Origin of the sequence: Mediterraneibacter torques, from assembly GCF_044591705.1 — a bacterium.
Classification (GTDB): Bacteria; Bacillota; Clostridia; order Lachnospirales; family Lachnospiraceae; genus Mediterraneibacter; species Mediterraneibacter torques.
Genome location: NZ_CP172594.1, coordinates 1,251,435 through 1,275,666 on the forward strand (window position 1 = coordinate 1,251,435; position 24,232 = coordinate 1,275,666).

Sequence of the window (24,232 nt, forward strand, 5' to 3'; positions counted from 1 at the left end):
CTAAACTAATTTTCTCTACGCCGCCTGTACCGACCGTTTGGAATATATTTTTTTATTTTTATACGGATCCGGCCTAAACAGTAAGATCAACAGGATCACCGCAATCGCTATACCTACAGCCGTTCCTACGGTGAACGCTCCTCCAAGCACAAACGTACCGATCTGATATACGCTCAAAGATACGACATACGCAAATACATTCTGGAACACAACCGCAAACCAAAACCACTTTCTGGACTGCATCTGCTGCGCCATTGTTGCGATTGCCGCCAGACACGGGGAGTCCAAAAGATTAAACAGCAAAAACGAAAATGCTGCCATAGCCGACGGAAACCACGCTGCTACTTTGCCCGCTACATTTACGGTATCTTCTACATCTCCCGACACATTTGCAAGAACTCCCATTGTAGTTACAATGGCTTCTTTTGCCGTAAATCCCGAAAGCGCTGCCGCAACAGGCTGCCATTCTCCGAAACCGAGCGGTTTAAACAGCACTGCAAGCGCTCCGCCGATCATCGCCAACAAACTATTGGCACTGTCTTGAACAATCCCGAATTTTCCGTCTGAAAATCCAAATCCTCCAAGGAACCACATAACAATACATGCAAGGAACAAAATCGTTCCCGCCTTGATCATGAATCCTTTCAGTCTCTCCCATACATGAAGAAGAACTGTCTTTGCCTGCGGCATATGATACTGCGGAAGTTCCATTACAAACGGAGCCGGTTTTCCTGAAAACATCTTCGTCTTTTTCAATATTATAGCAGAAATAAGCACTGCCGCAATCCCTATAAAATACATAAGCGGTGCGATGAAGGAACTTTCTGCATATCCTGCCGCCTCTCCTGCGATCACTCCGCCCATAAGCGCGATAACCGGAAGCTTTGCCCCACATGGAATAAACGTAGCTGTCATGATCGTAAGCCTTCTGTCATTATCCTGCTCGATCGTCCTTGAAGCCATAATCCCCGGAATTCCACACCCTGAGGAAATAAGAAGAGGGATGAAGCTTTTCCCCGACAATCCGAAATGTCGGAACACGCGGTCCATTACAAAGGCGATGCGAACCATATATCCGCAGTCTTCAAGGAATGATAAAAGGAGAAACAATACCGCCATCTGTGGAACAAAGCCAAGCACAGCTCCCAATCCGCCTATGATTCCGTCAACTACAAGCCCTGTGATAAGACTGCCTGCCCCTATATTTCCCAAGAAACCGCTGACTGCATCCTGTATACTGACTACAAACACATCGTTTGTCCAGTCTGTCATCCCTGTTCCGACCGTTGTGACGGACACATAATACACAACCCACATAACGAAAACAAAAATCGGAAGGCCTAAAAAACGATTTGTTACGATACGGTCTATCTTATCTGAGACAGTCAGTTTTTCTCTCCCTTTTTGAACGGTATCGGAAACAACTTTTTGTATGTACTGATACCTCTCGTCTGTAACAATACTTTCCATATCGTCATCATGCTTTTCTTCCATCGCTTTACGCATCTTCTCGATCGCTTTCAAAGACTCGCCTGACATTTTTAAATTTTCTAATACTTTCCTGTCATTTTCAAGAAGTTTTACTGCATACCAACGCTTCTTACGCTCGTCAATCCATGTTGGAAGCAGCTCTTCTACCGCTCGTATCGCCGCTTCTAACTCTTTTGAGAATATCGCTTTCGGTATGCTTTTTTCTCCGCTTTTGACAGTGCAGACCGTTTCTTCGATCAATTCTTTTAGTCCTGTCTTTTTCAAAGCCGACGTTTCGATCACCGGACAGTTGAGAAGTTCAGACAATCGCTTCTTGTCGATTTTCATTCCTCGCTTCCGGATCAAATCAGCCATATTTAGCGCAATCACAACCGGAACTCCCGTCTCGGTCAACTGGGTCGTCAAATACAGATTTCGCTCAATATTGGTCGCGTCTACAAGATTGATGATCACGTCCGGATCCTCGTTCAAAATATAATCCCTGCTCACAACTTCTTCAAGCGTATACGGGGAAAGAGAATAGACTCCCGGAAGATCCGTCACTTTGATCTTCTCCTCTTTTGATTCTTTTGTTCTTACTTTCCCTTCTTTTTTCTCTACCGTAACTCCCGGCCAGTTTCCGACATATTGATTTGCTCCCGTAAGCGCATTAAACATTGTCGTCTTTCCACAGTTCGGATTTCCGGCAAGTGCAGCCCTGATCTCCATTTTGTTCTACCTCCTACTATACAGTTTCTACAAGGACACATTTTGCATCCTCTTTTCTTACTGACAACTCATATCCTCGAACCGTAACTTCTACAGGATCGCCAAGCGGCGCAACCTTCCTTATATAAATCCTGCTTCCCTTCGTGATTCCCATGTCCATGATCCGACGCTTATAAGCCCCGTCCCCTTCAATTTTAATCACAGTTACTGTACTTCCCACTTTTGCGCTGCCTAATGTCCTCTCCATGCCATTCTCCTCCGCTTCCTGTTTCACTCAAAATTTTTATAGCCTTTTCAGCTCTAGATCATAATATGCCTCGCCATTTCGGCATTTACCGCGATCCTGGAATTTTTAATACTCACGATCACGTTTCCGCCCATCTCGGATAATACAGTAACTTCCGTTCCTGCCACAAAACCAAGATTTCCGAGAAAACGCCTTGTCTCCTCGTTTCCATTTACGCGGTTTATCACACTTACCTTGCCTATTTCAGCCATCGTAAGCGGCATAAAAACACCTTCCTTCTATTTTAAAACTTTTTTGAAATTGATAATCTTTTTCATTTATCTTTAGTTAGTTTAACCTAACCTTTGTAAATTGTCAAGTATTTTCACAAAATAAAGCACAAAGCGTTTTTTCTACAGTGACGCTCTGTGCCTTTTCTATAGCGGATATTCTTTCTCTTGCGAGCTTTCGCACACATATGTTATACTTAATTTTAATGAATATTGATCTTTCATTCATAAATAAAATTTATTTGAGGTAACATTATGATTATAAATGAATCTGCTGAGAACTATTTAGAAACAATTCTTGTATTAAGCGGACAACTTCCTGTTGTCCGTTCTGTAGACATTGCCGCAGAACTTGACTTTAAAAAGCCAAGTGTCAGCGTCGCAATGAAGAAGCTGCGTGAAAGCGGACATATTACAGTTTCACCGGAAGGCTATATTACACTCACCCCCTCGGGAAAAGAAATAGCGGAGCGTATATACGAACGACATACCCTCCTTACTTCCTGGCTGGAATATCTCGGCGTCGATTCAAAAACCGCCGCTGATGACGCCTGCCGTATTGAACATGTCATCAGCGCGGAAAGCTTTGACGCAATAAAAAAACATATTAAGCGATAGCTTTTATTTTTAATTTCGGTAATATACTTTTATTTCTCAATATTGACCTGATCAAGAACTGCGCCTAATTCCTCTGCGGATTTACGCAGTTTTTTCATTTCTTCCTCGCTGAAATCAATCTCCAGCACCTGTTCCGCCCCGCCTCTTCCGACAATCGTCGGAATGCTTAAGCACAGTCCTTCTAATCCGTATTTTCCATCAAGCGATACCGAAATCGGAGCGACCGTATGACTGTTTCTTACGATTGCTTCTACGATTTTTTCCGCTGCCATTCCGATTCCGTAATAAGTCGCTCCCTTTCGCTCGATAATCTCATAGGCGCTGTCACGGACTCCTTTGTAAACCTCTTCCATATCCTGTGCGAAGTGTTCATATCCCCGCATCTTTGCAAAATCCTGTAATTTAATTCCGTAAATATTTGCACAGCTCCATGCTGCCAGTTCGCTGTCACCGTGTTCACCTACGATAAACGCATGTACATTTCTGCTATCTACATCCAACTTTTCACTGATTATATATTTCAATCTTGCCGTATCAAGCACTGTACCGGAACCGATCACTCTTTCCTTTGGAAAACCGGATTCTCTAAGCGCTACTTCCGTTAAGATATCTACCGGATTCGACACGATGAGCAAAATTCCTTCACAGTTTACGCGTTTGATCTCTTTTATGATTGACCGCATAATTGCTGCATTTTTCTGCACAAGATCCAGTCTCGTCTCTCCCGGTTTCTGGTTTGCCCCTGCCGTAATAATAACGACCGACGCATCTGCAATATCCTCATATTCACCCGCATAAATATCCATTGCATGTGTAAACGGCAGTCCGTGGCTGATATCCATCGCCTCTCCTTCTGCCTTCGCCTTGTTTGCATCAAGGAGTACCATTTCCGAAAATAATCCTTTCTGCATCAATGTATAGGCAATCGTAGAGCCGACAAACCCACATCCGATTACTGCTGCTTTTTGTATATTTACCATATCTCAATACCTCCTGTTTTCCATGAACTTTAATGAACTCATACCGCCACTTTATATTCAGGATCTCATAATAAGCGTTTTTTTCTAATATTACTTGATCATATTTCATCCTTTTTTAATTCCTAGTATTTTAGTGGGGTTTAACTTTATCTTCATTATATAGTAGTTCCCTGAAAAATCAATCCCTTATCAGGTATTTTTTTCCATACAATCAAATATTTTTCAGTAATTCTTTTTTATCAGTCTTCTAAAGAATGCTTTTTTGTAATCGTTACTTTTTCATCATAACAGATAAAAACGTCTTCTATCTCGCTTTTTTTCAGCTTCGGTGTGATCAAACTGATAAAAGGCACAATCAAAAGTCCTGCGATCATTGCCATTGCGCCTGCATTGATCGGAGATTTTATAAATCCAAAAAACATATTCGCAACAGTCAGTCCGACTCCTGTTATAAACCCTGCCCATACACCCGCACGGGTAACGCCTTTCCAATACAAACCATACAAAAACGGAGCTAAAAACGCCCCGGCTAACGCGCCCCATGAAATGCCCATAAGCTGTGCGATAAAGGTCGGCGGATCAAGCGCGATCACAACTGAGACAACAATAAAAAACACGATTAAAACCTGCATTGTCACAATCTGCTTTTTCTCGCTCATTTTTTTCATAATATTATCTTTCAAAAGATCGAGCGTCAGTGTAGAACTGGATGTCAGCACAAGGGAGGAAAGAGTTGACATTGACGCAGAAAGCACAAGCACAACAACAACCCCTATAAGCAGATCCGGAAGCATGGAAAGCATATGCGGTATAATACTGTCATAAACGACCGCTCCGCCCGCTTTATCGTAAATCTCGGGACTGTCGAACAGTCTTCCGAATCCTCCGAGAAAATAACATCCACCTGAGATAATAATTGCAAATATAGTTGAAATAATAGTTCCCGTACTGATCGATTTTTCATCTTTGATCGCATAAAATTTCCCGATCATCTGCGGAAGTCCCCATGTTCCAAGCGAAGTAAGAAGAACAACGCCCAGAAGATTGACAGGATCCGGACCAAAAAAAGATGTAAACGCTCCCGGCTGTCCTTGTGTCAGGGGAACATCACTTGGTATCTTCGCCATTTCTGCTATTGCATTCATGAATCCGCCCTGTCCATTCAGAACCGCCGCGATCACAGCCACAATTCCGATCAGCATAATGATTCCTTGTATGAAATCATTGATTGCCGTAGCCATATATCCGCCCAGGATAACATAGAGCGCCGTAAACGCTGCCATTGTCACGACACACCACGTATACGGAATATTAAAAGCCATCGCAAACAAACGTGACAAACCGTTATACACCGAAGCCGTGTACGGGATCAGAAAAACGAACACGATCACAGATGCCGTAATCTTAAGTGATTTGCTCTTGTACCGTTCTCCGAAAAAATCCGGCATCGTCCTTGATCCAAGATGCTGTGTCATCACTTTTGTACGCCTTCCGAGAACTACCCATGCCAGAAGGCTTCCGATTAATGCATTTCCGATGCCGATCCATGTACTGGCAATTCCGTATTTCCATCCAAACTGTCCGGCATATCCGACAAATACAACTGCCGAAAAATACGATGTTCCATATGCAAATGCCGTCAGCCACGGTCCTACCGATCTTCCTCCCAGAACAAAACCGTCTACACTTGTAACATGTCTTCTCGAATAAATTCCCACTGCCGCCATCACTGCGAAAAAAATAATAAGCAGTATAATTTTAATTCCCATCTTTTTTCCCTCTCTCTGCCGTTTTATCCTTTAGACCACTTTAAAGCGTAACACTTTAAAGCATTAAAGTATCTTTTTATAGAATAACACGGGTCTAAGACCCGTGTCAACTGTTACTTTTTTCTATTATGCCCGTTTATCTTCCCGTTTTATCTTGTCAGTACATCTCCTGTCACTTCATCTCCTCGACCCGGTTTTGCACCTTCTTATCAAAGTTTTCTATTTGTCTGCTGTATGACTCGTTCATATATTTTGAATGAAGCATAAAGTCCGCAGTCGCAAGATTATTTGCAATCGGAATATCGTATACGACAGCAATACGCAGCAGCGCTTTTACATCCGGATCGTGGGGTTGTGCTTCCAATGGATCCCACAAAAAGATCATAAAATCAATCTGCCCTTCTACGATCTTCGCTCCAATCTGCTGATCTCCGCCAAGCGGACCGCTACAGTATCCTTTTACCGGAAGCCCTGTTCGCTCAGCGATAAGACGCGCCGTTGTTCCTGTTCCGCATAAAAAATGCCCTTTCAGTATCTCTTTGTTTTTTTCACACCAGTCTACAAGTTCTCTTTTCTTACCGTCATGCGCCACAAGGGCGATATGTTTTACTTTTTCAATTTCCATCGTTACATATTTATCATCTAACATCCGATCTCCTCCTTTTATCTTAAAAATAGTTTTTCATAAAATTTTTCTTACCGTCTGTTTTTATACAAACTGTTCCATCGTATCAAATCTAAGTAATGCGATCGCGCCCATCGCAACCGTGATCATCAATCCATAGATCAATACGATCGGAAAGATCAACGTTTGACTGATCAACACTGCCGCCAACACTCCGACACCGGCTCCGACTCCTAAAAGCGCCATCTGGATAAACATTCTAAGCAGACTTTGCCCTGTTTTTCCGAATACTTCCCCGAGAAGGCTCTGAACGATCACCATTGTATACAGGCGGTCTGCCTGCAAAACGGTGTAGATCAAAATACAGTAAATGATCTCTATTACCGGAACATGCCAAAAAATCCCAATAGGAATGCAGATGATACATCCGTCCGCAAATGCCTTTACATGTTCCATAAGAGTCGCATACCACATTTTTTTCAGCGGACTGTCAGGAATAAGAAAAATATACGGATTTTTCAACTCGCTTTCCCATTTTCCTGTGTAACCGCTCATAATAAGCGCCACATACGCGACAACTCCCAACAAAATAAAGCCCGCCATACTGCTGTCTGACACCGATTTTTGGAGAGAATACGCGAAAATAAACGCAACGACTGCCGAAAGAACTGTCATTTTCGTGAAAATAAAATATTTTTCTTTCTTATATTCCAGAAATTGCCTGTAAAAAATCGCTCTTGCTCCTTTTGCTGTAATCTTACTCTCTACACGGCGAAACCTTCGCTTTTTCGTCCCGGTATTTGTCACAAATTCTCCGCTTTTCTGCCTCTTTTTCAGTTCTGCATAATCGTCTGCGAATTTCGCCGCCTCTTCATAATATCCGCCGTCACATTTCATTCTGAACGCCGCCGCAACAATGAACACCGTAAACGCCGAATAGATCACAGTACAAATTACATTCAGAGTTGTCGGACCGAGTAAAACCAACCTGTATACCGCAATCTGCCATCCGACTACCGGAATCATCTGAAGGACCGGCCAGTTGATAAACGAAAGAGCGCTTTCTACTGACAGACCTTTTTCTTTAAAATAAAGTACGATCATCAACGTAAATGCAATCAAAAACACTTTCATTCCGAAGCAGATCCCTTTTATCAATTTTTGCGGAAGCTTATCATTCGTATATAAAATGATCATAACAGATTGTTCTACCGCACACTCTACGCCGCATCCTATCAGAAAGAAGAAAAGCATCTTCCACCATTCCACATGAAAAACCGTCAAGCCTCCGATCGCCAACACGATCCATATGAAAAATGACATCAGATAATTCATCCACGCTCCCTGTATCAAAACAAGTTTGGGGCTGATCGGAGCGGGAAATACGAACTGAGAATGAGCCGGCCGAAACAAGATTCCTTTTCGAGAAGCATAGGACATAAAGTTTCCTACTGTAATGTAGATCGTCCACACCGTCACAAGAATGACAAGTCCTTGAACAGAATCGATCCGAACTGTAACCGCAAGTGTTCCAAGCATCACGATAAGAAAGATTCCATAGGCGGCCCCAAAGATCAACGCAAGAAGCGTCGTCGGTTTTCTGACTGCCTTTTTCAGGTTATTTGCCGCTGTTCTCTTTATCAAATATATTAACGCTTTCATGCTTTCTCACCGCCTGTCATCTCAAAGAACAGTTCATCCAGCTCTTTTCCCTGCGCGTCTGCTTTTGTGTAAGAACCGGCAATATGCCCTTGTTCCATGACGATCATCACATCCCACAAGTTCTCTACCATCTCAAGCATATGCGTACTGATAAGAACTGTCGCTCCGTTATCACGCAGTTTTAACACGACATCTTTCAGCATCTTGATCGCCGCCGGATCAAGTCCGACCATCGGTTCGTCAAGAAGGATGACTTCCGGCTTTACCGCAAGGGCACAGCATATGCTCACTTTCTGCATCATTCCTTTTGATAATTCATTGCCAAGCTTATCCTGCTTGTCATCCATCTCAAACGCTTTAAGTATCTTTTCGATCTCCTCGTCTGTAATTTCACTGTCATATGCCATTCTCACATATTCGATATGCTCCCTTACCGTCAGCGCATCGAACATATTCGGAATCTCCGGAACATAAGCAAACTTCCTTTTCGCAGGAATCTGCCGGGCAGGAATCCCTTTAATACGAATTTCACCCTGATACCGCAATAAACCGGCAATGCTTTTGATGATCGTTGATTTTCCCGATCCGTTCGGCCCTAAAAGAACCCCTACCTGACCGTTAGGGACGGTAAACGTCACTTGATCTACCGCCAGATTCTTTCCATAATATTTTGTCAATTCTTTGATCTCCAGCATAGTCCTCTCTACCCTTTCTGTCCGCGTCCTGTATAGTTTGCTTTTACTCGTAATACTTGATAAGTGCCTGTGTTCCGAGATCTCCGTTGCCGTCTGCTTCAAGCTCTTCATAAATGGCAAGAACCTGGCTTAAAACTTCGAGATTTAAACCGCTTCTGTTTGCTTCGATGAGCGCCAGCTTCATATCTTTAATAAAATGCTTCATAAAAAATCCCGGCGCATAATCTTTTTCTATGATCTTTGGTCCGAACAGATCAAACTGTCTGCTTCCGGCTGCCCCTGTCGCTACGGATTTCGAGAACACATTCAGGTCAAGTCCCTTTTCTTTTGCATATGTCAGCGCTTCGCATACACCGGAAAGAGCTCCCGCGATCATGATCTGGTTTGCAAGTTTGCAATGCTGTCCGCATCCTGCCGAACCTTCGTAATTAATATTCGTTCCCATTGCTTCAAACAGTTCATGACAGTTCGTATAATCGCTCTTATCGCCTCCGACAAGAATAGAAAGAGTTCCTTCTCTTGCCCCCGTATCTCCGCCTGTGACCGGCGCATCAAGCACATGAAATCCCCGTTTTGTTCCTTCTTCATACAGCTTTTCGGCAATCTGCGGACTCGTGGTCGTCATATCGATCAAATATGCACCTTTTTTCGCACTGTCCAAAATATTTCCGCTGTCGAAATATACTTCTTCTACATCCTGCGGAAATCCTACGATCGTAATCACTGCCTCGCAGTCTTTTACGCACTCGGAAATCGTTTCATGAAAGATCGCTCCTTCCCCGATCACGTCCTCGACTTTTGCTTTTGTCCGGGCATAAATATGAAGTTCATACCCTGCTTTCATAAGATTACGCACCATGGATTTTCCCATGATCCCCACACCGATAAATCCGATCTTCTTCATCTCTTTTTTCCTTTCCCCCTTATATGCCGCTATTTTTACGACACTTCTGTTTTTATCCACATCGGTTTGTCTGTCTTGCCTGTATTAATATTTTTCTACGACTTCGCTTTTGTTTTTATAAATACTGTTTGCCGGAACAAATCCTCTTACAGAAGACAGTGGGTAAATATTGCTGTGACTTCCTACAACCGTTCCGGGGTTCAGGACGCTTCCGCATCCTACTTCTACTTCATCTCCGAGCATTGCTCCGAACTTCTTCATGCCGGTTTCTATATTTCCTTCCGATGTTTTTACAACAACAAGCTTTTTATCCGACTTCACATTCGATGTGATAGAACCTGCTCCCATATGAGATTTATATCCGAGAACAGAATCGCCGACATAATTATAATGCGGTACCTGTACTTTATTGAAAAGCACGACATTTTTAAGCTCTGTCGAATTTCCTACGACTGCTCCTTCTCCCACGATCGCGTTTCCTCTTATAAACGCACAATGACGCACTTCCGCTTCTTTCCCGATGATCGCCGGACCATTAATACATGCGGTAGGCGCAACTTTAGCTGACTTTGCGATCCAGACATCTTCTCCTCTTTTTTCATATTCATCACTGCTTAACGTATTCCCGAGTTCTTTGATAAATGAACCGATATTCGGAAGGACTTCCCACGGATATGTCACTTTGTCAAAAAGATCTTTTGCGATTGTCTCCTCTAATGTATAAAGTTCCTTTACTGTCAATGCATTCATATATTTATCTCCTTTTCCGCCGTTTACCGGCTCTTTTTATAATAACCTGCCGTTTTATCATAACAGGCTCTTAACTGATACTGATTATTGAGTCCTTTTACTCCCACCGTCCTGTTCGTTATAAAACGATCCAGCTTCATCATATATTCATCGGGAGTAATGCTTCCCTCCGCCACATACGTAAGACCTTTTTCCCAGCTTGCCGTAAGTTCCGGATTTAAAAGTGATTTGATCGAATGATCCACTACGTCAAATACCATCTCTCCTTGCAAAGTCGGTGTTATGATCTGTGTTTTTTTATTCAGGGCAAGGTATTTAATATGAATCAGTTTCTTTAATATTTCCGCCCTGGTCGCGCTCGTTCCGATACCGCTTCCTTTTATCTGAGCGCGAAGATCTTCATCCTCGATCAACTGCCCCGCATTTTCCATAGCAAGGATGATCGATCCTGAATTATACCGTTTCGGAGGCGACGTCTCCCCTTCTTTTATATCTAATGCTCCAACCGGAAGAACGCTTCCTTTTTTCAGCGTTTTAATCACTTCAAACAGCGCCGTATCAAGGTCCTGATCTGCCGTCTGTTCTGCATCTTCCTCTTTTTCATTTGCATCGGTTCTGCTTTTGCCTTTGTTTACACTTCGTTTTCCCTGCGGAACGCCTGCCACTTTCAAATATCCTTCCTCAGCTAGCACTTTAAAATTGGAAAAGAAACTCTCTTCCTTTATCTTCGATATGATCGCCACTTTTTGATACACTGCCGGCGGATAAAAAATACTTAAAAACCTTCTCACAATCAGATCATATACTTTATGAGACGTTGCCGAAAGCGAATTCAGCGCTCCTAAACCTTGTCCTGTCGGAATGATAGCGTAATGATCTGTAATCTGCTTATCGTTTACATATCTTGTCTTCGCCAGATTTTTATGACTTCCAAAAGAAAGGATATCCTGCAAATACGGCTGTGCCGGAGGATATTTTGACAGCCCGTTCAAGTTTCTGCTGATCTCTTTTGCAACTGCCGTCGACAAAACCCTGGCGTCTGTCCTCGGGTATGTAACAAGTTTTTTTTCATATAATTCCTGCACGACCCGAAGCGCTTCATCCGGACTGATCTTAAACCGCTTCGAACAGTCGTTTTGAAGTTCGGCCAGATTATAAAGAAGGGGAGGATTTTTCTTCTCCTTTTTCTTCTCCACAGACTCAACGATACACTGTATCGGCTTTTCTTCCAACAAATAGGCGATCAGCTCTTTTGCTTTTTCTTCTGTCTTAAATCCATTTTCTTTATACAGATCAAACGATTCAAAATACCGCGAGCCTTTCACTGCCCGCCATTCTCCTTCAAAACTGTGACCTGACGCATCGATCGTGCTGATCACACGGTAAAAAGGAGTTTTTACAAACTCCCGTATCTCCCTTTCACGCCTGACAACCATTCCGAGAACGCATGTCATTACACGTCCTACCGAAATCACCGAGTATTTCGTATTCAGATAATTAGAAATACTGTTTCCGTATTTCAGCGTAAGCAAACGTGAAAAGTTGATTCCCATCAGATAGTCTTCTTTCGCGCGAAGATAGGCGGAAGCGCTTAGATTGTCATACTCTGACAGATCTTTTGCTTCCCGTATGCCTCTTAAGATTTCCTCTTCTGTCTGTGAGTCGATCCACACGCGAAGTCTTTTTTTCCCCGACACCTGCGCCTTTTGTTCTACAAGCCGGTAAATGTACTCTCCCTCCCGTCCGGAGTCGGTGCACACATAAATTGTGTCAACGTCTTCTCTGTTTAAAAGAGAACTGACAATCTGAAACTGCTTCGCCACTGACGGGATCACTTCATATTTAAACTCCGAAGGAATAAACGGAAGTGTCTGAAGACTCCATTTTTTCAATGCCGGGTCATACTCTTCCGGATAGCTCATCGTAACCAGATGTCCGACGCACCATGTGATCACTGCTTCGTCGGATTCTAAATATCCGTCCGCTCTTCTTGTCTTTAATTTTAATGCCTTTGCGAACTCCTGCGCTACGCTGGGTTTCTCGGCGATATAGAGTTGTTTTTTCATATAATGTATTTAGTTTCCTTTCCTGCTCCGAAAGTATTTCTCACCTTTTTTCAACACGATCTATTCCTTTTTCCAAATGCGCTGAATACTTTCTGAAAGATTGATTTTTTTTCCTTTTTTGCTTTCGGAAGCGTCTTCGGAGGGCGTGCATTCAACGCAGCCTTCATAAATGCAGCCTGCGCGTTGACCGCTTCTCCTTTTCTTTCTTTTTTCTTATATGTACCGTCACTTGTCATAATACGCGCTTTTACATTGTCTGCAAGCATCACTTTCAGATCATGGATCAGGCGTCTCTTAATTGCATCGTCATAAATCGGACATGCAACCTCCACACGTTTCTCTGTATTTCTCGTCATCATATCTGCCGATCCGATATAAACTTTCGCCGTTTCTCCTGTTCCGAACACAAACACTCTCGGATGTTCCAGATACCTTCCTACAATGCTCGTAACCCGCAGATTTTCCGTATTTTCTTTCACTCCCGGCAATATACAGCAGATTCCGCGTACGATCAGATCCACTTTTACCCCTGCTGCAGACGCTTCCTGTACTTTTCGGATAAAATCCATATCCGTTACAGAATTCATTTTCATAATAATACGTCCATCCGCGCCTTTTTGAATTTCCTCATCCATATGTCTTAAAACTTTCCGTTTCAGACTAAACGGTGAAACGATCAGATGATGATACTCTCCGTCCAGATTGCCGATTGACATATTTTTAAAGAATACGGCCGCATCCTCGCCGATTCCCTGATGTGATGTCATAAGCGAATAATCTGTATACATTTTTGCCGTCTTTTCATTATAGTTTCCCGTTCCTACCTGGGTAATATAACGGATCTCATTTCGATTCCTGTATGTGATAAGACACAGTTTTGAATGAACCTTGTAACCGTCGAATCCATACAGCACACGACATCCCGCTTCCTCCAGACGCTCTGACCAGTCAATATTGTTCTGCTCGTCAAAACGCGCCCTAAGTTCGATCAATACAGTTACTTCTTTTCCGTTCTCGGCTGCCGCACAAAGGTATTCTACAAGGCGGGCCTTTTTCGCCAGACGGTAGATCGTGATCTTGATCGTCATAACATCGGGATGAAACGCAGCTTCTTTAATAAGCTGCAAAAACGGATCCATACTCTCATATGGATAAGACAACAAAACATCTTTGCGTTTCACCTGCTCCATCACGCTGATCCCTTCGGCAAGCGCAGCGGCAGGCTGAGGTGTAAACGGCTCGTCGATCAGCGCTTTTCTCATAGATTCGGGAATCTTATCTGCGATTGCGAAAATAAACCCAAGCTTCATCGGCATTTTCGTCCTGAAAATACATTCCGGCGTAATCTTAAACCGGTCGCAGAAATATTTTTCCATCTCTTTTCCGAGCGGAGCGGCTGTCTCAAGTCTTACAACTGCCATTTTACGTCTTTTATGAAGTGTTTCTTTCATAATATAACGGAAATCTTCATTATCTGCCAACGCTTCATCATCCGGTGCGATATCCGCATTCCGCGTTACGCAAATATAGTTTTTGTCAGATACCTGATACTGTTCAAAAACAAGTTCCAGATATTCCATGATCACTTTTTCCATTCGGATGTAGCGCACATCATGCCCCGGAAGATAGAGAACGTCCGAAATGTACTGTGGCACAGGCACAATGCCGAGCATGACATTATTTTCCATTTTCAGCGTCGCCACGACGTAAATATCTTTATTAAGCAGATGAGGGAACGGATGGTTCGCATCTACGATCTGAGGCGATAAAACCGGAAGCACCTGTTCTTTGAAATATTTTTTCACATACTTCTTTTCCTGCTGCTCCAATTCTTTAAAATCTAACCCACATACGCCATACGGCTGAAGCTGCTTTTTTATTTCCGCATATGTCTTATCTCTCTCCTTATAAAGAGGAGCTACCGCTTTATAAATCTCCTCCAACTGCTGCTTCGGAGTCATTCCCGAACGGATATCCTGTTTTTTACTGTCAGCTACTGCCATATCGTAAAGGCTGCCGACACGAATCATAAAGAATTCATCAAGATTACTTGTAAAAATTGCGACAAACTTCATCCTCTCCATAAGAGGAACACTTTCGTCCTGCGCCTCTTCCAACACACGCTGATTAAAACGAAGCCATGATAATTCTCGATTTTGCGTATACTCTAAAGTCTCTGTTTTTCCCATCATACCCTCTCCTTTTTGATTTTCCGACATTTCTCATCTTGTAAACTATCGTTTCATTTATCGTGAAAAAGATTTCTGCTTTTATTTTTCCAAATATTCCATAAGATCATCAAACTTTCGTTCTGTGTACTTATATCCGTGTTCATAAAATGCATGCAGCGTTTCTTTATTTCTCTCAAGTCTTGAAACAGGCTTTACCTGCGGTCTGAGAATAAATATCTCACCTCGTTTTTCAAGCTGATCTAAATAATTCATCGTTTTATTATACTCAAAACTTCTTCTGAAGATCGTCCTGATCAAATTCGGATATGATTTATACGCTCTTTTATATACTCTCTGCATCGTCGGAGAAAGAACCGACTTCCTGTAACCTTGATTTTTCGTAAGAATCACGACGATCTTTTCATTTTCCATCTGCTGTGCCCGTCTGATCGGAACAGAGTCCGCCAGTCCTCCGTCAAGGTACGGAACATTGTCGATATTAACGATCGGAGTAAGCAAAGGCATACTTGACGACGCTCTGCAAAGTTTCATCAGACGGTCGTTATCACTATCCTCTGTCATATACTCCGCTTTTCCCGTCAGACAGTTTGTCGTAACAATCTGACAGTTGATCTCCGAGTTAAAATATGTCTCGAAATCAAACGGAAGCAGTTCTTTCGGATATTTATCAAAGATCAGATCCATATTCATCAGACTTTTCTCTTTGACGAAGTCTCTGATCCCATAGTAATATTTTCCTTCTTTGTCAGTCGGTATCATACAGTCTCTCGTTCTTCCCGGCTGCCGCGAAACATAGTCCACCGCATTGCACGAGCCCGCCGAAACGCCGATCACATCCGAAAAATACAGATCTCTCTCCATCAGATAATCAAGCGCTCCCGAAGTAAATATTCCTCTTGTCGCTCCGCCTTCAAGAACAAGTGTTGCCTTCTTTATTGTCATATGGATAACCTCTTTTCTGCTACAATCTACTTCCCTCTTTTAACTTCTACATTATATAACTTTTTTCCTTATTGTGAAACCAGAAGTTGATTTTTAAACAAATCTTTTCAAATTCTTTTCAAAATCTTTACTTTTTGTTGTAGGTCATATCCAGAAGCTTCTCCTGCCTTATCCGACAATAATTCAGGTTTTTTCATAAATAAATTACCGGCCTTCCTTTGCTTTATTTTTTACTCAACAGCGCTTTCACTTCCTCTACAGTCAATACTTTCCCATAGGATATAACTTCGCCGTTAAACACTAATGCAGGTGTCGTCATTACTCCGTAACCGGCGATTTCCGCAAAATCTGTAACATGTTCAATCTCATAATCTAATCGAAGTTCAGATACTGCCGCTCTGGTTGCTTTTTCTAATTCCATACATTTTACGCAGCCCGAACCCAATATTTTGATCCCTTGCTCTTGTTTCTTATTTTCTGTATTTTGCATTGTTTCTGACGTGCAATTTTCACCACAACAGCATGATTTTGTTTCTTTTTTCTTTCCAAATAATTTCATTTCTTATTCGCTCCTTTTAAATAAATATCGCACTAAAAATATTAAAGAGATAACCTACAATGATAATACCCGACGTACAAATGGCAATAAATAAAGTCAATAATTTAGGCTTTACTGCCTTTTTCAACATGATTAAAGACGGCAGGCTTAATGTCGTTACTGCCATCATAAATGATAAGATCGTACCTAATTGTGCTCCCTTTGCAAGTAATGCCTCTGCAACCGGAATTGTTCCGAAAATATCAGCGTACATAGGGATACCGACAAGCGTAGCTAAAACAACACCGAACGGGTTATTACTTCCTAAAATACTTTCAATCCATGTTTCAGGTATCCAATTATGAATAATTACTCCAATCCCCACACCGATCAAAATGTATGGAAATACTTTTTTGAATGTTCCCATCACTTGTTCTTTCGCATATTGAACTCTGTCCTTTTTGGTTAAGGCAGGGGAACTAATATCAACCCTACTTGCATTTTTGACGAAATCTTCTACATATTTTTCCATATGTAAGTTTTCAATGAAGGTGCCGCCGATGACGGCAATGATCAAACCTACAATCACATAAGCAAAGGCAACTTTAGCACCGAAAATACTCATTAACAATACAAGACTTCCCAAATCAACCATAGGGGAAGAAATCAAAAAGGAAAATGTTACGCCCAGTGGCAATCCCGCACTTGTAAAACCTATAAATAGCGGAATAGACGAACAGGAACAAAATGGTGTAACTGTCCCTAACAATGCGGATATAATATTTGCTCCGATGCCATGAAAACGCCCCAAAATTTTCTTACTTCGTTCTGGCGGAAAGTAACTTTGAATATACGAAATAAAGAAAATCAATAAACATAACAAAATTGTGATTTTAATTACGTCATACAAAAAGAATTGAATACTTCCGCCTAATCGACTGTCAATGTCTAGCCCTAGTTGTGATAGACCCTTACCGATTAAACCATTTAACCACTTCATACCTAATATTTGGTCTTGGAAAAACGACCATATTGAATTGACTACTTCCAAAAAAGTCCCTCCTTCATACAACATATCAAATATTTTTGATGTGATAAAGTTTTATAAAAGCCACCTTTCGATGACTTTTATTTGCAGCAATTTGATTGATTTTCAGTATTTGGCGTTGTTAATTCTAGCAATCGTTTTGACGCGTATTCACTTCCGCTTTTACTTAGGCTGTAATGTGTCCATTTTCCCTCTTGTCTTGCATGAACAATGCCGGAATCGCAAAGTATTTTCATGTGATAAGATAAAGCTGACTGTCCGATGTTCATGTTTTCAATCAGAACACACGCACATTTTTCGCCACTCTTCAAGTAATCTAAAATAGTAAGCCTTTTTGTATCACAAAGAGCCTTAAAGATTTTTGCGTCTTTTGAAAAATCAGTCATCGCCGTCATTCCTCACATCAATTATTTTTGATATATACATCATAAGTCTTGTAAAGTGGTTTGTCAACATGTCACATCAAAATATTTTGATGTGTTTTTTTCTTCCTCTTGTCTGCCAAAGACAAAAAAAAGAAAAAGATAAAATAAACCGAGAGTCAACTGCATTCTGACTCTCGGCTTCATTTTTCAAACGGAGACGGAGGGATTCGAACCCTCGTGCCCCGGAGGGCAAACGCATTTCGAGTGCGCCCCGTTATGACCACTTCGATACGTCTCCATGAAGAGCTGTGCATGATTTCCATACACAGCTTTTACATTATAACAGAATTATTTCCAAAAAGAAAGAGGATATTTCAAATTTAATCAACCTTTAATCATCTTCCTCAGTCGAAACAGTATATGTCTGTCTCTTTCTTGCCATCTCGTCACTTTCAAGATACTCGTCATATGTCGTAATCTTGTCGATCAGTTGTCCACCCGGAACGATTTCCATAATACGGTTTGCAGTCGTCTGTACGATCTGATGATCCCGAGACGTAAAAAGTAAAACTCCCGGGAATTTGATCAGTCCATTATTAAGAGCTGTGATCGATTCCATGTCAAGATGGTTTGTCGGCTCATCAAGAAGAAGAACGTTTGCTCCTGAAATCATCATCTTAGAAAGAAGGCAGCGTACTTTTTCTCCTCCTGAAAGAACTTTCAGCTTCTTCACACCGTCCTCGCCTGAGAAGAGCATTCTTCCGAGGAATCCGCGAACATATGTGACATCCTTTTCTTCGGAATACTGTGTCAGCCATTCTGTGATATTATAATCACTGTCAAATTCTCCGCCGAAATCTTTCGGGAAATATGCCTGAGAAGTTGTCACTCCCCATTTATAAGTTCCTTCGTCCGGTTCCATCTCTCCGATCAGGATCTTAAAAAGAACTGTCTTTGCGACTTCATTACTTCCGACAAAAGCGACTTTATCATCGTGACCGAGAGTAAAGCTGATATTGTCAAGCACTTTCACGCCGTCGATCGTTTTAGAAAGACCTTCTACCGTAAGCACTTCGTTTCCGATCTCACGATTCGGACGAAAATCAATATACGGGTATTTTCTGCTGGACGGTTTGATCTCGTCAAGCTGGATTTTCTCAAGGGCGCGCTTTCTCGATGTCGCCTGCTTTGATTTTGAAGCATTTGCGCTGAATCGGGAAATAAAGTCCTGAAGTTCTTTGATCTTCTCTTCTTTTTTCTTATTTGCTTCTTTCATCTGACGGATAAGAAGCTGACTTGATTCATACCAGAAATCATAATTTCCCGCATAAAGCTGTATTTTTCCATAATCAATATCTGCGATCTGCGTACATACTTTATTTAAGAAATAACGGTCATGAGACACAACGATCACCGTATTTTCAAAATTAATCAAAAACTCCTCAAGCCACGCAATCGCATCCAGATCAAGGTGGTTTGTCGGCTCGTCAAGAAGCAAAATATCCGGATTACCGAACAGCGCCTGTGCGAGAAGCACTTTCACCTTCTGCGGACCTGTCATATCTTTCATCATTTTATAATGAAGATCTGTCTCGATTCCAAGACCATTCAAAAGAGACGCCGCGTCTGATTCAGCTTCCCATCCGTTCATCGTAGCAAATTCACCTTCAAGTTCACTTGCCTTTATTCCGTCTTCATCCGTGAAATCTTCTTTTGCATAAATCGCTTCTTTTTCTTTCATAATCTCATACAGTCGGGCATTCCCCATGATCACCGTATCAAGAACCGGATATTCATCATATTTAAAATGATCCTGCTGTAAGAAAGAAAGACGCTCTCCCGGAGTGATCGCCACTTCACCGTTCGTCGGCTCAAGCTGACCTGATAAAATCTTCAAAAACGTAGATTTTCCGGCTCCGTTAGCGCCGATCAGACCATAACAGTTTCCCTCTGTGAACTTGATATTTACTTCTTCAAAAAGCGCTTTTTTTCCCACGCGCAGAGTTACATTATTTGCACTGATCATTACAATATCTCCTTTTTTGAAACTTCGTTTTACGGGATATGTGATGCTTAATACGCACCAACGCCTATATTAACATATAATCCATGAAAAAGGCAAGGACTTATAGGAAACATGTACGTTTCCCCAATCCCTGCCTTCTGTTTCCGAAAGCTCCTATAATTTTAAGCTGTTCTCTCAATGCCTGCTGTTCATATCGCTGTATACTTCACAAAACCTGGCGGCAACGGAAACCGGTTCGTTTCCCGCATAAAGATGAGAAGCATCTCCCAGCTTCAACCCCCGAAAACAAGCGATTCCCTTCTCTCGTTCTTCTGTCACTATTTCCGTCACCGATGTCGGAGCAAACGCAAAATACTGCCATGCCGAAAAAGGCGACATATTCCACAGATGCGACAACAACGCGCACGTAATCCCAAAATGGCAAAAAAACGTCACGGTCTCCGTGCATTCTCTCTCCACTCTATAACTGCTGCCTTCACGAACATATCCATGCTCTGCAAGAAATCTGTCAAACTCAAGAGTTACCCTGTCATATACTTCCACCGCATCTGAATTTTGGCATAGATCGGATTTTCTCCACGCATCCCTGTCCATACATTCTCCATGTTCCATCCAATACGACGGAACGATATCCCACACGATTCTCGGCACATACCGACCATTTTCTTTCTCCGCGGTAGGATAAGCCTTTTGAAGATGTACCGCCTGATTCAGATCGATCCTTGCCGGAAATTCTCTCAGCCATTCTACAGTCTGTGCGGTCTTTCCCACTTTATCCAGACAGTACTGCGCCGTGTCTTTCGCTCTTCCAAGGGGAGAAACATAACAGCTTCCGAGATTCAAGTCAGCCGCCCGTTCGGCAAGCAGTTTTGCCTCACGATGTCCTTTTTTCGTCAGCGTATCATTTATGTAATCCGGATCTCCATGTCTGATAAATAAAATCCTCACTGTCTATCTCCTGCCTTTCTTTTATGCAAAGCGTCCGTTTTAACCATCGTTTTGCAAGTCCGGTCCACATCCCCACTTCGTCTAATGCGCCATATATATGCGCCTGCTCTTCCTCTGTCCATTTATCAGGACGTTCTTTTAGTTTTTGTTCAAACCATTCTTCTGTGGCGACAGACATCCCATGTGCCCCTTCCGCAAATACATGATGCGCATAAGGTACGCCCGCCTTCCTGCATGCTTCGGCAAACAAATACCCGTTTTCCGCCGAAACGGTCTTATCTTCAAGAGTATGCCACAAAAAACACGGCGGCATCTCTTCTGTCACATGTTTTTCGACCGACAGATATTCCCGCTCTTCTTCATCAGAATCTTCTCCGAGCAAAGCTAAAAACGAATCTTCGTTTCTATACTTTCCCGAAGTGATTACCGGATAACCGAGTATCATCGCATCCGGTCTGCATGAAACTTCTTTAAGAAGAGAATTTTCTTCTTTTATATCCTGAAAATGAACTCCGAGACTTCCGCATAAGTGCCCGCCTGCCGAAAATCCGCATACAGCCACTTTCTCCGGATCGATCCGGCACTGTTTCGCATAATAACGTACGAGCCGCACCGTTCTGGCCAGATCTCTAAGCGGCTGAAGGTGCAAAGGCTCGCCTTCCGATGTCGGATTCACACTGTATGTAAGTACAAGCGCATTGTATCCGGCCCTATAAAATGTTCGTGCGACGATATCGCCTTCCGATGATGACACCTGACGATAGGCTCCGCCCGGCACAACGATCATTGCCGGACGGATCTGCCCGTCTTCATGCATATAACTTATCACATAAGGAATATCTCTTTCTTCACTTTCATACGAATATTCCTCTCTTTTCCAAATTGCCGTTCTCTTACCTATCATTTTTCCACCTCTTTTATACCGATCGGCAAAAACATTTTCAACAATATACCTTGCCGGCGCAAGGATGATTCTTATAACTTGACATCTGCCAAATACGGATTCTCCGCTTCGTAAAACTTCTCATTTTCAACTGCCTCTGCCAGCTTCATATCAATCGGCATACGGCCAAGCACCGGAACGTTCATCTCCCGAGCTGCTTCCTCTACATGACTTTCTCCGAACACTTTAATCTCTTTTCCACAGTCAGGGCATTTTACATAACTGTAGTTTTCTATGATCCCAAGTACCGGAATATTCATCTGTTCCGCCATATTCGCCGCTTTTTTCACGATCATCTGTACAAGATCCTGTGGAGATGTCACGATCACCACACCGTCTACCGGAAGCGACTGAAATACTGTCAAAGGAACGTCTCCTGTTCCCGGCGGCATATCTACAAACAGATAATCAATATCGCCCCACATAACATCTGTCCAAAACTGCTTCACAACTCCCGCAATAATCGGACCTCTCCAAATAACGGGCGCGGATTCGTCTTCCAGGAGAAGATTGACCGACATAATTCTTGTCTCATCTTTTGCAATACATGGAAGAATCCCTTCTTCCGTTCCTCTTGCTTTCTCATGTATTCCGTACATTTTCGGAATAGACGGACCTGTAATATCCGCATCTAAAATTCCGACTGTATATCCTTTTTCTCTCATCATTCTTGCGAGCGACGCCGTCACAAGCGATTTACCGACACCGCCCTTTCCGCTGACTACACCGATTACTTTTTTAATAGATGAATATTTGTTTTCCGGTTCACGGAAATCCTCTTTTTTGCTGCTGCATGAATCTGCATGTGCGCATCCTGCGCAAGATTCTTCTGTACATCCGTTTGTATTTTGCTGTTCAGGCATGATCTGCTACCTCTTTCTATAATTTACTCTTTTCTAAGTATAACACATTCGGGCAAAATCTTGTACTGATTTTGCCCGAATATCATTTCTCATTTATTAATCATTTATTCATATTCATTTAACGTCTGTTTACAACCGTTCCACTGTTATCTTGTCACATCGTTGAGCCATTTATAACTTCGATACCGTTTATATGTGATCGGTATTTTAATAATCTCATCACTCATAAGTATCACATAAACAACCGGCACACTTAGCTTAAATACAAATGCCGCAAGAAAACCGAACAATATCGAGCAGCACCACATCGTCGTCATATCGAGAATCAATCCGAATCTCGTATCGCCGCCCGAACGGAACACCCCCACGACAAGCGTTGTATTAATCGCCTGGCCGACAACAAAATAAGACATAACAAAAAACATGATCCTCAAATATTCTTTTGCCGTACCGCTCAAAGTCAGTGCCGCCGATGCCAAAGGCGAAACCGCAAGAATCACAGTTCCTCCCAATATTCCCATGATAATGCTCAATATAAGAAACCGTTTTGCATATGCTTTCGCATACTCTGTCTTTTTCTCTCCGATCGTCTTTCCAAGATAGATCGCCGCCGCGCTGGACAACCCAAACGATACAACTGTCGCAAGCTGTCTTGCCACCTGCGCCACTGAATTTGCCGCCACAGCCGCGCTTCCCATATGACCGAGTATCGCTGTGTTCGCCGCCGTTCCAAGTCCCCATAAAACTTCATTGACTACAACCGGAAGGGCATAACGCATAAAATCAGAAAATAGAATTTTATCCGTATGAAGCACATATTTGAACCTCAGCCTGATCTCCCTGTTAAATAAACGGGCATATATCGCAACAAGCACAACTTCCAGAATACGGGCGCAAAGAGTTCCAAGCGCCGCTCCTGCCACACCCATCTTCGGAAGTCCGAGCAGACCAAAAATGAAAATCGCATTCATTATGATATTGCATATAAGAGACAGAAGATAGACAACTGTTGCCACAACAACCCGTTCCACACTCCGCATAATATACAAATATGCCTGCGTAACTCCCATCATTATATAGGTAAACGCCACAATTCTCAGGTATTTAACTCCTTCCGAAACAACAACCGGATCGTTTGTAAATACCTGCATTAACAGTTCCGGTACCGCAAGAGCCGACACAGTAAAAAGCGCCGTCACACAGACCGCTGCTTTTACTGCCATTCCTAATATCTTTTCAATCGCATCCCGGTCGCCTTTTCCCCAATACTGAGCCGTGAGCACCGTCGCTCCGGAGGTCAGACCGAACAGGAACAATGTCATAATATACTGAATCTGTCCTGCCAAAGATGCGCCGGATAAAGCTTTTTCTCCAACAGCGCCTAACATAATGACGTCTGCCGCCGTCACGCCTACGTTGATCAGATTTTGAAGAGCCATAGGAACAACGAGCGCCAGCACCGTTTTGTAAAACTTTCTCCGGTCAATTTCTATATGATTTTCTCTCTTTAGCATGATATTTTCCGTAAACTACCTTTTACTTATTCTTTTGCTGCCCTGTAATGATTCTGCAGCTGTTTTTCG

At 42.5% G+C, this 24,232-nt stretch carries 22 protein-coding genes and 1 tRNA gene; 1 reads left to right on the forward strand and 22 read right to left on the reverse strand.

Annotated features, from left to right (window positions below; translation table 11 throughout):
* Positions 1-15: 15 nt before the first annotated feature.
* Genes feoB through ACH9UM_RS05785 form a run of 3 tightly spaced genes read right to left on the reverse strand, consistent with a single transcriptional unit; the run spans position 16 to position 2,709 of the window.
* A complete protein-coding gene (gene feoB / locus ACH9UM_RS05775) occupies positions 16-2,199 on the reverse strand; it encodes a ferrous iron transport protein B (protein WP_009242247.1) in 2,184 nt (727 codons plus the stop codon).
* A gap of 16 nt (positions 2,200-2,215) precedes the next feature.
* Positions 2,216-2,446, reverse strand: a complete 231-nt coding sequence (locus tag ACH9UM_RS05780; protein ID WP_004845720.1) for a FeoA family protein — start codon at positions 2,444-2,446, stop codon at positions 2,216-2,218.
* Between the two features lie 53 nt (positions 2,447-2,499).
* On the reverse strand, positions 2,500-2,709 hold the full coding sequence (locus ACH9UM_RS05785; RefSeq protein ID WP_004845719.1) for a FeoA family protein: 210 nt from the start codon (positions 2,707-2,709) through the stop codon (positions 2,500-2,502).
* 261 nt (positions 2,710-2,970) lie between these two features.
* Between ACH9UM_RS05785 and ACH9UM_RS05790 the strand changes: the two genes are divergently transcribed.
* Entirely contained in the window at positions 2,971-3,333 is a 363-nt protein-coding gene (locus ACH9UM_RS05790; protein ID WP_004845718.1) for a metal-dependent transcriptional regulator, read from the forward strand.
* 29 nt (positions 3,334-3,362) lie between these two features.
* On the opposite strand, the gene ACH9UM_RS05795 is transcribed toward ACH9UM_RS05790, so the two are convergent.
* From ACH9UM_RS05795 to ACH9UM_RS05885, 19 genes are all read right to left on the reverse strand, one after another.
* The gene (locus ACH9UM_RS05795; protein WP_004845717.1) at positions 3,363-4,313 is read right to left on the reverse strand and encodes an L-lactate dehydrogenase; all 951 of its coding nucleotides are present in this window, start codon (positions 4,311-4,313) and stop codon (positions 3,363-3,365) included.
* 239 nt (positions 4,314-4,552) lie between these two features.
* Positions 4,553-6,082 (reverse strand): sodium:solute symporter, encoded by a 1,530-nt coding sequence (locus tag ACH9UM_RS05800; RefSeq protein ID WP_004845716.1) that lies wholly within the window; start codon positions 6,080-6,082, stop codon positions 4,553-4,555.
* Positions 6,083-6,254: 172 nt separating this feature from the next.
* Positions 6,255-6,731, reverse strand: coding sequence for a methylglyoxal synthase (locus tag ACH9UM_RS05805; protein WP_004845715.1), 477 nt, complete (start codon positions 6,729-6,731; stop codon positions 6,255-6,257).
* A gap of 60 nt (positions 6,732-6,791) precedes the next feature.
* A complete protein-coding gene (locus tag ACH9UM_RS05810; RefSeq protein WP_400092218.1) occupies positions 6,792-8,369 on the reverse strand; it encodes a putative ABC exporter domain-containing protein in 1,578 nt (525 codons plus the stop codon).
* Positions 8,366-9,064, reverse strand: a complete 699-nt coding sequence (locus ACH9UM_RS05815; protein ID WP_004845713.1) for an ABC transporter ATP-binding protein — start codon at positions 9,062-9,064, stop codon at positions 8,366-8,368. Before ACH9UM_RS05815 ends, ACH9UM_RS05810 begins: the two co-directional genes overlap by 4 nt.
* 43 nt (positions 9,065-9,107) lie before the next feature.
* Positions 9,108-9,968, reverse strand: coding sequence for an NAD(P)-dependent oxidoreductase (locus ACH9UM_RS05820; protein WP_004845712.1), 861 nt, complete (start codon positions 9,966-9,968; stop codon positions 9,108-9,110).
* Positions 9,969-10,052: 84 nt separating this feature from the next.
* The gene (locus ACH9UM_RS05825; protein WP_004845711.1) at positions 10,053-10,718 is read right to left on the reverse strand and encodes a UDP-N-acetylglucosamine pyrophosphorylase; all 666 of its coding nucleotides are present in this window, start codon (positions 10,716-10,718) and stop codon (positions 10,053-10,055) included.
* Between the two features lie 23 nt (positions 10,719-10,741).
* Positions 10,742-12,784, reverse strand: coding sequence for a DNA topoisomerase (locus tag ACH9UM_RS05830; RefSeq protein WP_400092221.1), 2,043 nt, complete (start codon positions 12,782-12,784; stop codon positions 10,742-10,744).
* 50 nt (positions 12,785-12,834) lie between these two features.
* Positions 12,835-14,973 (reverse strand): polyphosphate kinase 1, encoded by a 2,139-nt coding sequence (ppk1, locus tag ACH9UM_RS05835; RefSeq protein ID WP_009242249.1) that lies wholly within the window; start codon positions 14,971-14,973, stop codon positions 12,835-12,837.
* A gap of 81 nt (positions 14,974-15,054) precedes the next feature.
* A complete protein-coding gene (locus ACH9UM_RS05840; RefSeq protein ID WP_004845708.1) occupies positions 15,055-15,918 on the reverse strand; it encodes a patatin family protein in 864 nt (287 codons plus the stop codon).
* A 223-nt stretch (positions 15,919-16,141) separates the two neighbouring features.
* Positions 16,142-16,477 (reverse strand): thioredoxin family protein, encoded by a 336-nt coding sequence (locus tag ACH9UM_RS05845; protein WP_009242250.1) that lies wholly within the window; start codon positions 16,475-16,477, stop codon positions 16,142-16,144.
* A 16-nt stretch (positions 16,478-16,493) separates the two neighbouring features.
* Positions 16,494-17,531, reverse strand: a complete 1,038-nt coding sequence (locus ACH9UM_RS05850) for a permease (RefSeq protein ID WP_400092224.1) — start codon at positions 17,529-17,531, stop codon at positions 16,494-16,496.
* 53 nt (positions 17,532-17,584) lie between these two features.
* Positions 17,585-17,890, reverse strand: coding sequence for a helix-turn-helix transcriptional regulator (locus ACH9UM_RS05855; RefSeq protein ID WP_009242252.1), 306 nt, complete (start codon positions 17,888-17,890; stop codon positions 17,585-17,587).
* Positions 17,891-18,081: 191 nt separating this feature from the next.
* Positions 18,082-18,167: transfer RNA gene (locus ACH9UM_RS05860), tRNA-Ser, on the reverse strand.
* Between the two features lie 93 nt (positions 18,168-18,260).
* Positions 18,261-19,895, reverse strand: coding sequence for an ABC-F family ATP-binding cassette domain-containing protein (locus ACH9UM_RS05865; RefSeq protein WP_004845702.1), 1,635 nt, complete (start codon positions 19,893-19,895; stop codon positions 18,261-18,263).
* 174 nt (positions 19,896-20,069) lie between these two features.
* Positions 20,070-20,843, reverse strand: coding sequence for a histidine phosphatase family protein (locus ACH9UM_RS05870; protein WP_009242253.1), 774 nt, complete (start codon positions 20,841-20,843; stop codon positions 20,070-20,072).
* Positions 20,797-21,747, reverse strand: a complete 951-nt coding sequence (locus ACH9UM_RS05875; protein ID WP_009242254.1) for an alpha/beta hydrolase — start codon at positions 21,745-21,747, stop codon at positions 20,797-20,799. Before ACH9UM_RS05875 ends, ACH9UM_RS05870 begins: the two co-directional genes overlap by 47 nt.
* A gap of 71 nt (positions 21,748-21,818) precedes the next feature.
* Complete coding sequence (locus ACH9UM_RS05880; RefSeq protein ID WP_004845699.1) at positions 21,819-22,649, reverse strand: Mrp/NBP35 family ATP-binding protein; 831 nt, start codon at positions 22,647-22,649, stop codon at positions 21,819-21,821.
* A gap of 146 nt (positions 22,650-22,795) precedes the next feature.
* Positions 22,796-24,163 carry an MATE family efflux transporter gene (locus tag ACH9UM_RS05885; protein WP_009242255.1) on the reverse strand — a complete coding sequence of 456 codons (1,368 nt, stop codon included), beginning with the start codon at positions 24,161-24,163 and terminating at the stop codon, positions 22,796-22,798.
* Between the last annotated feature and the right edge of the window lie 69 nt (positions 24,164-24,232).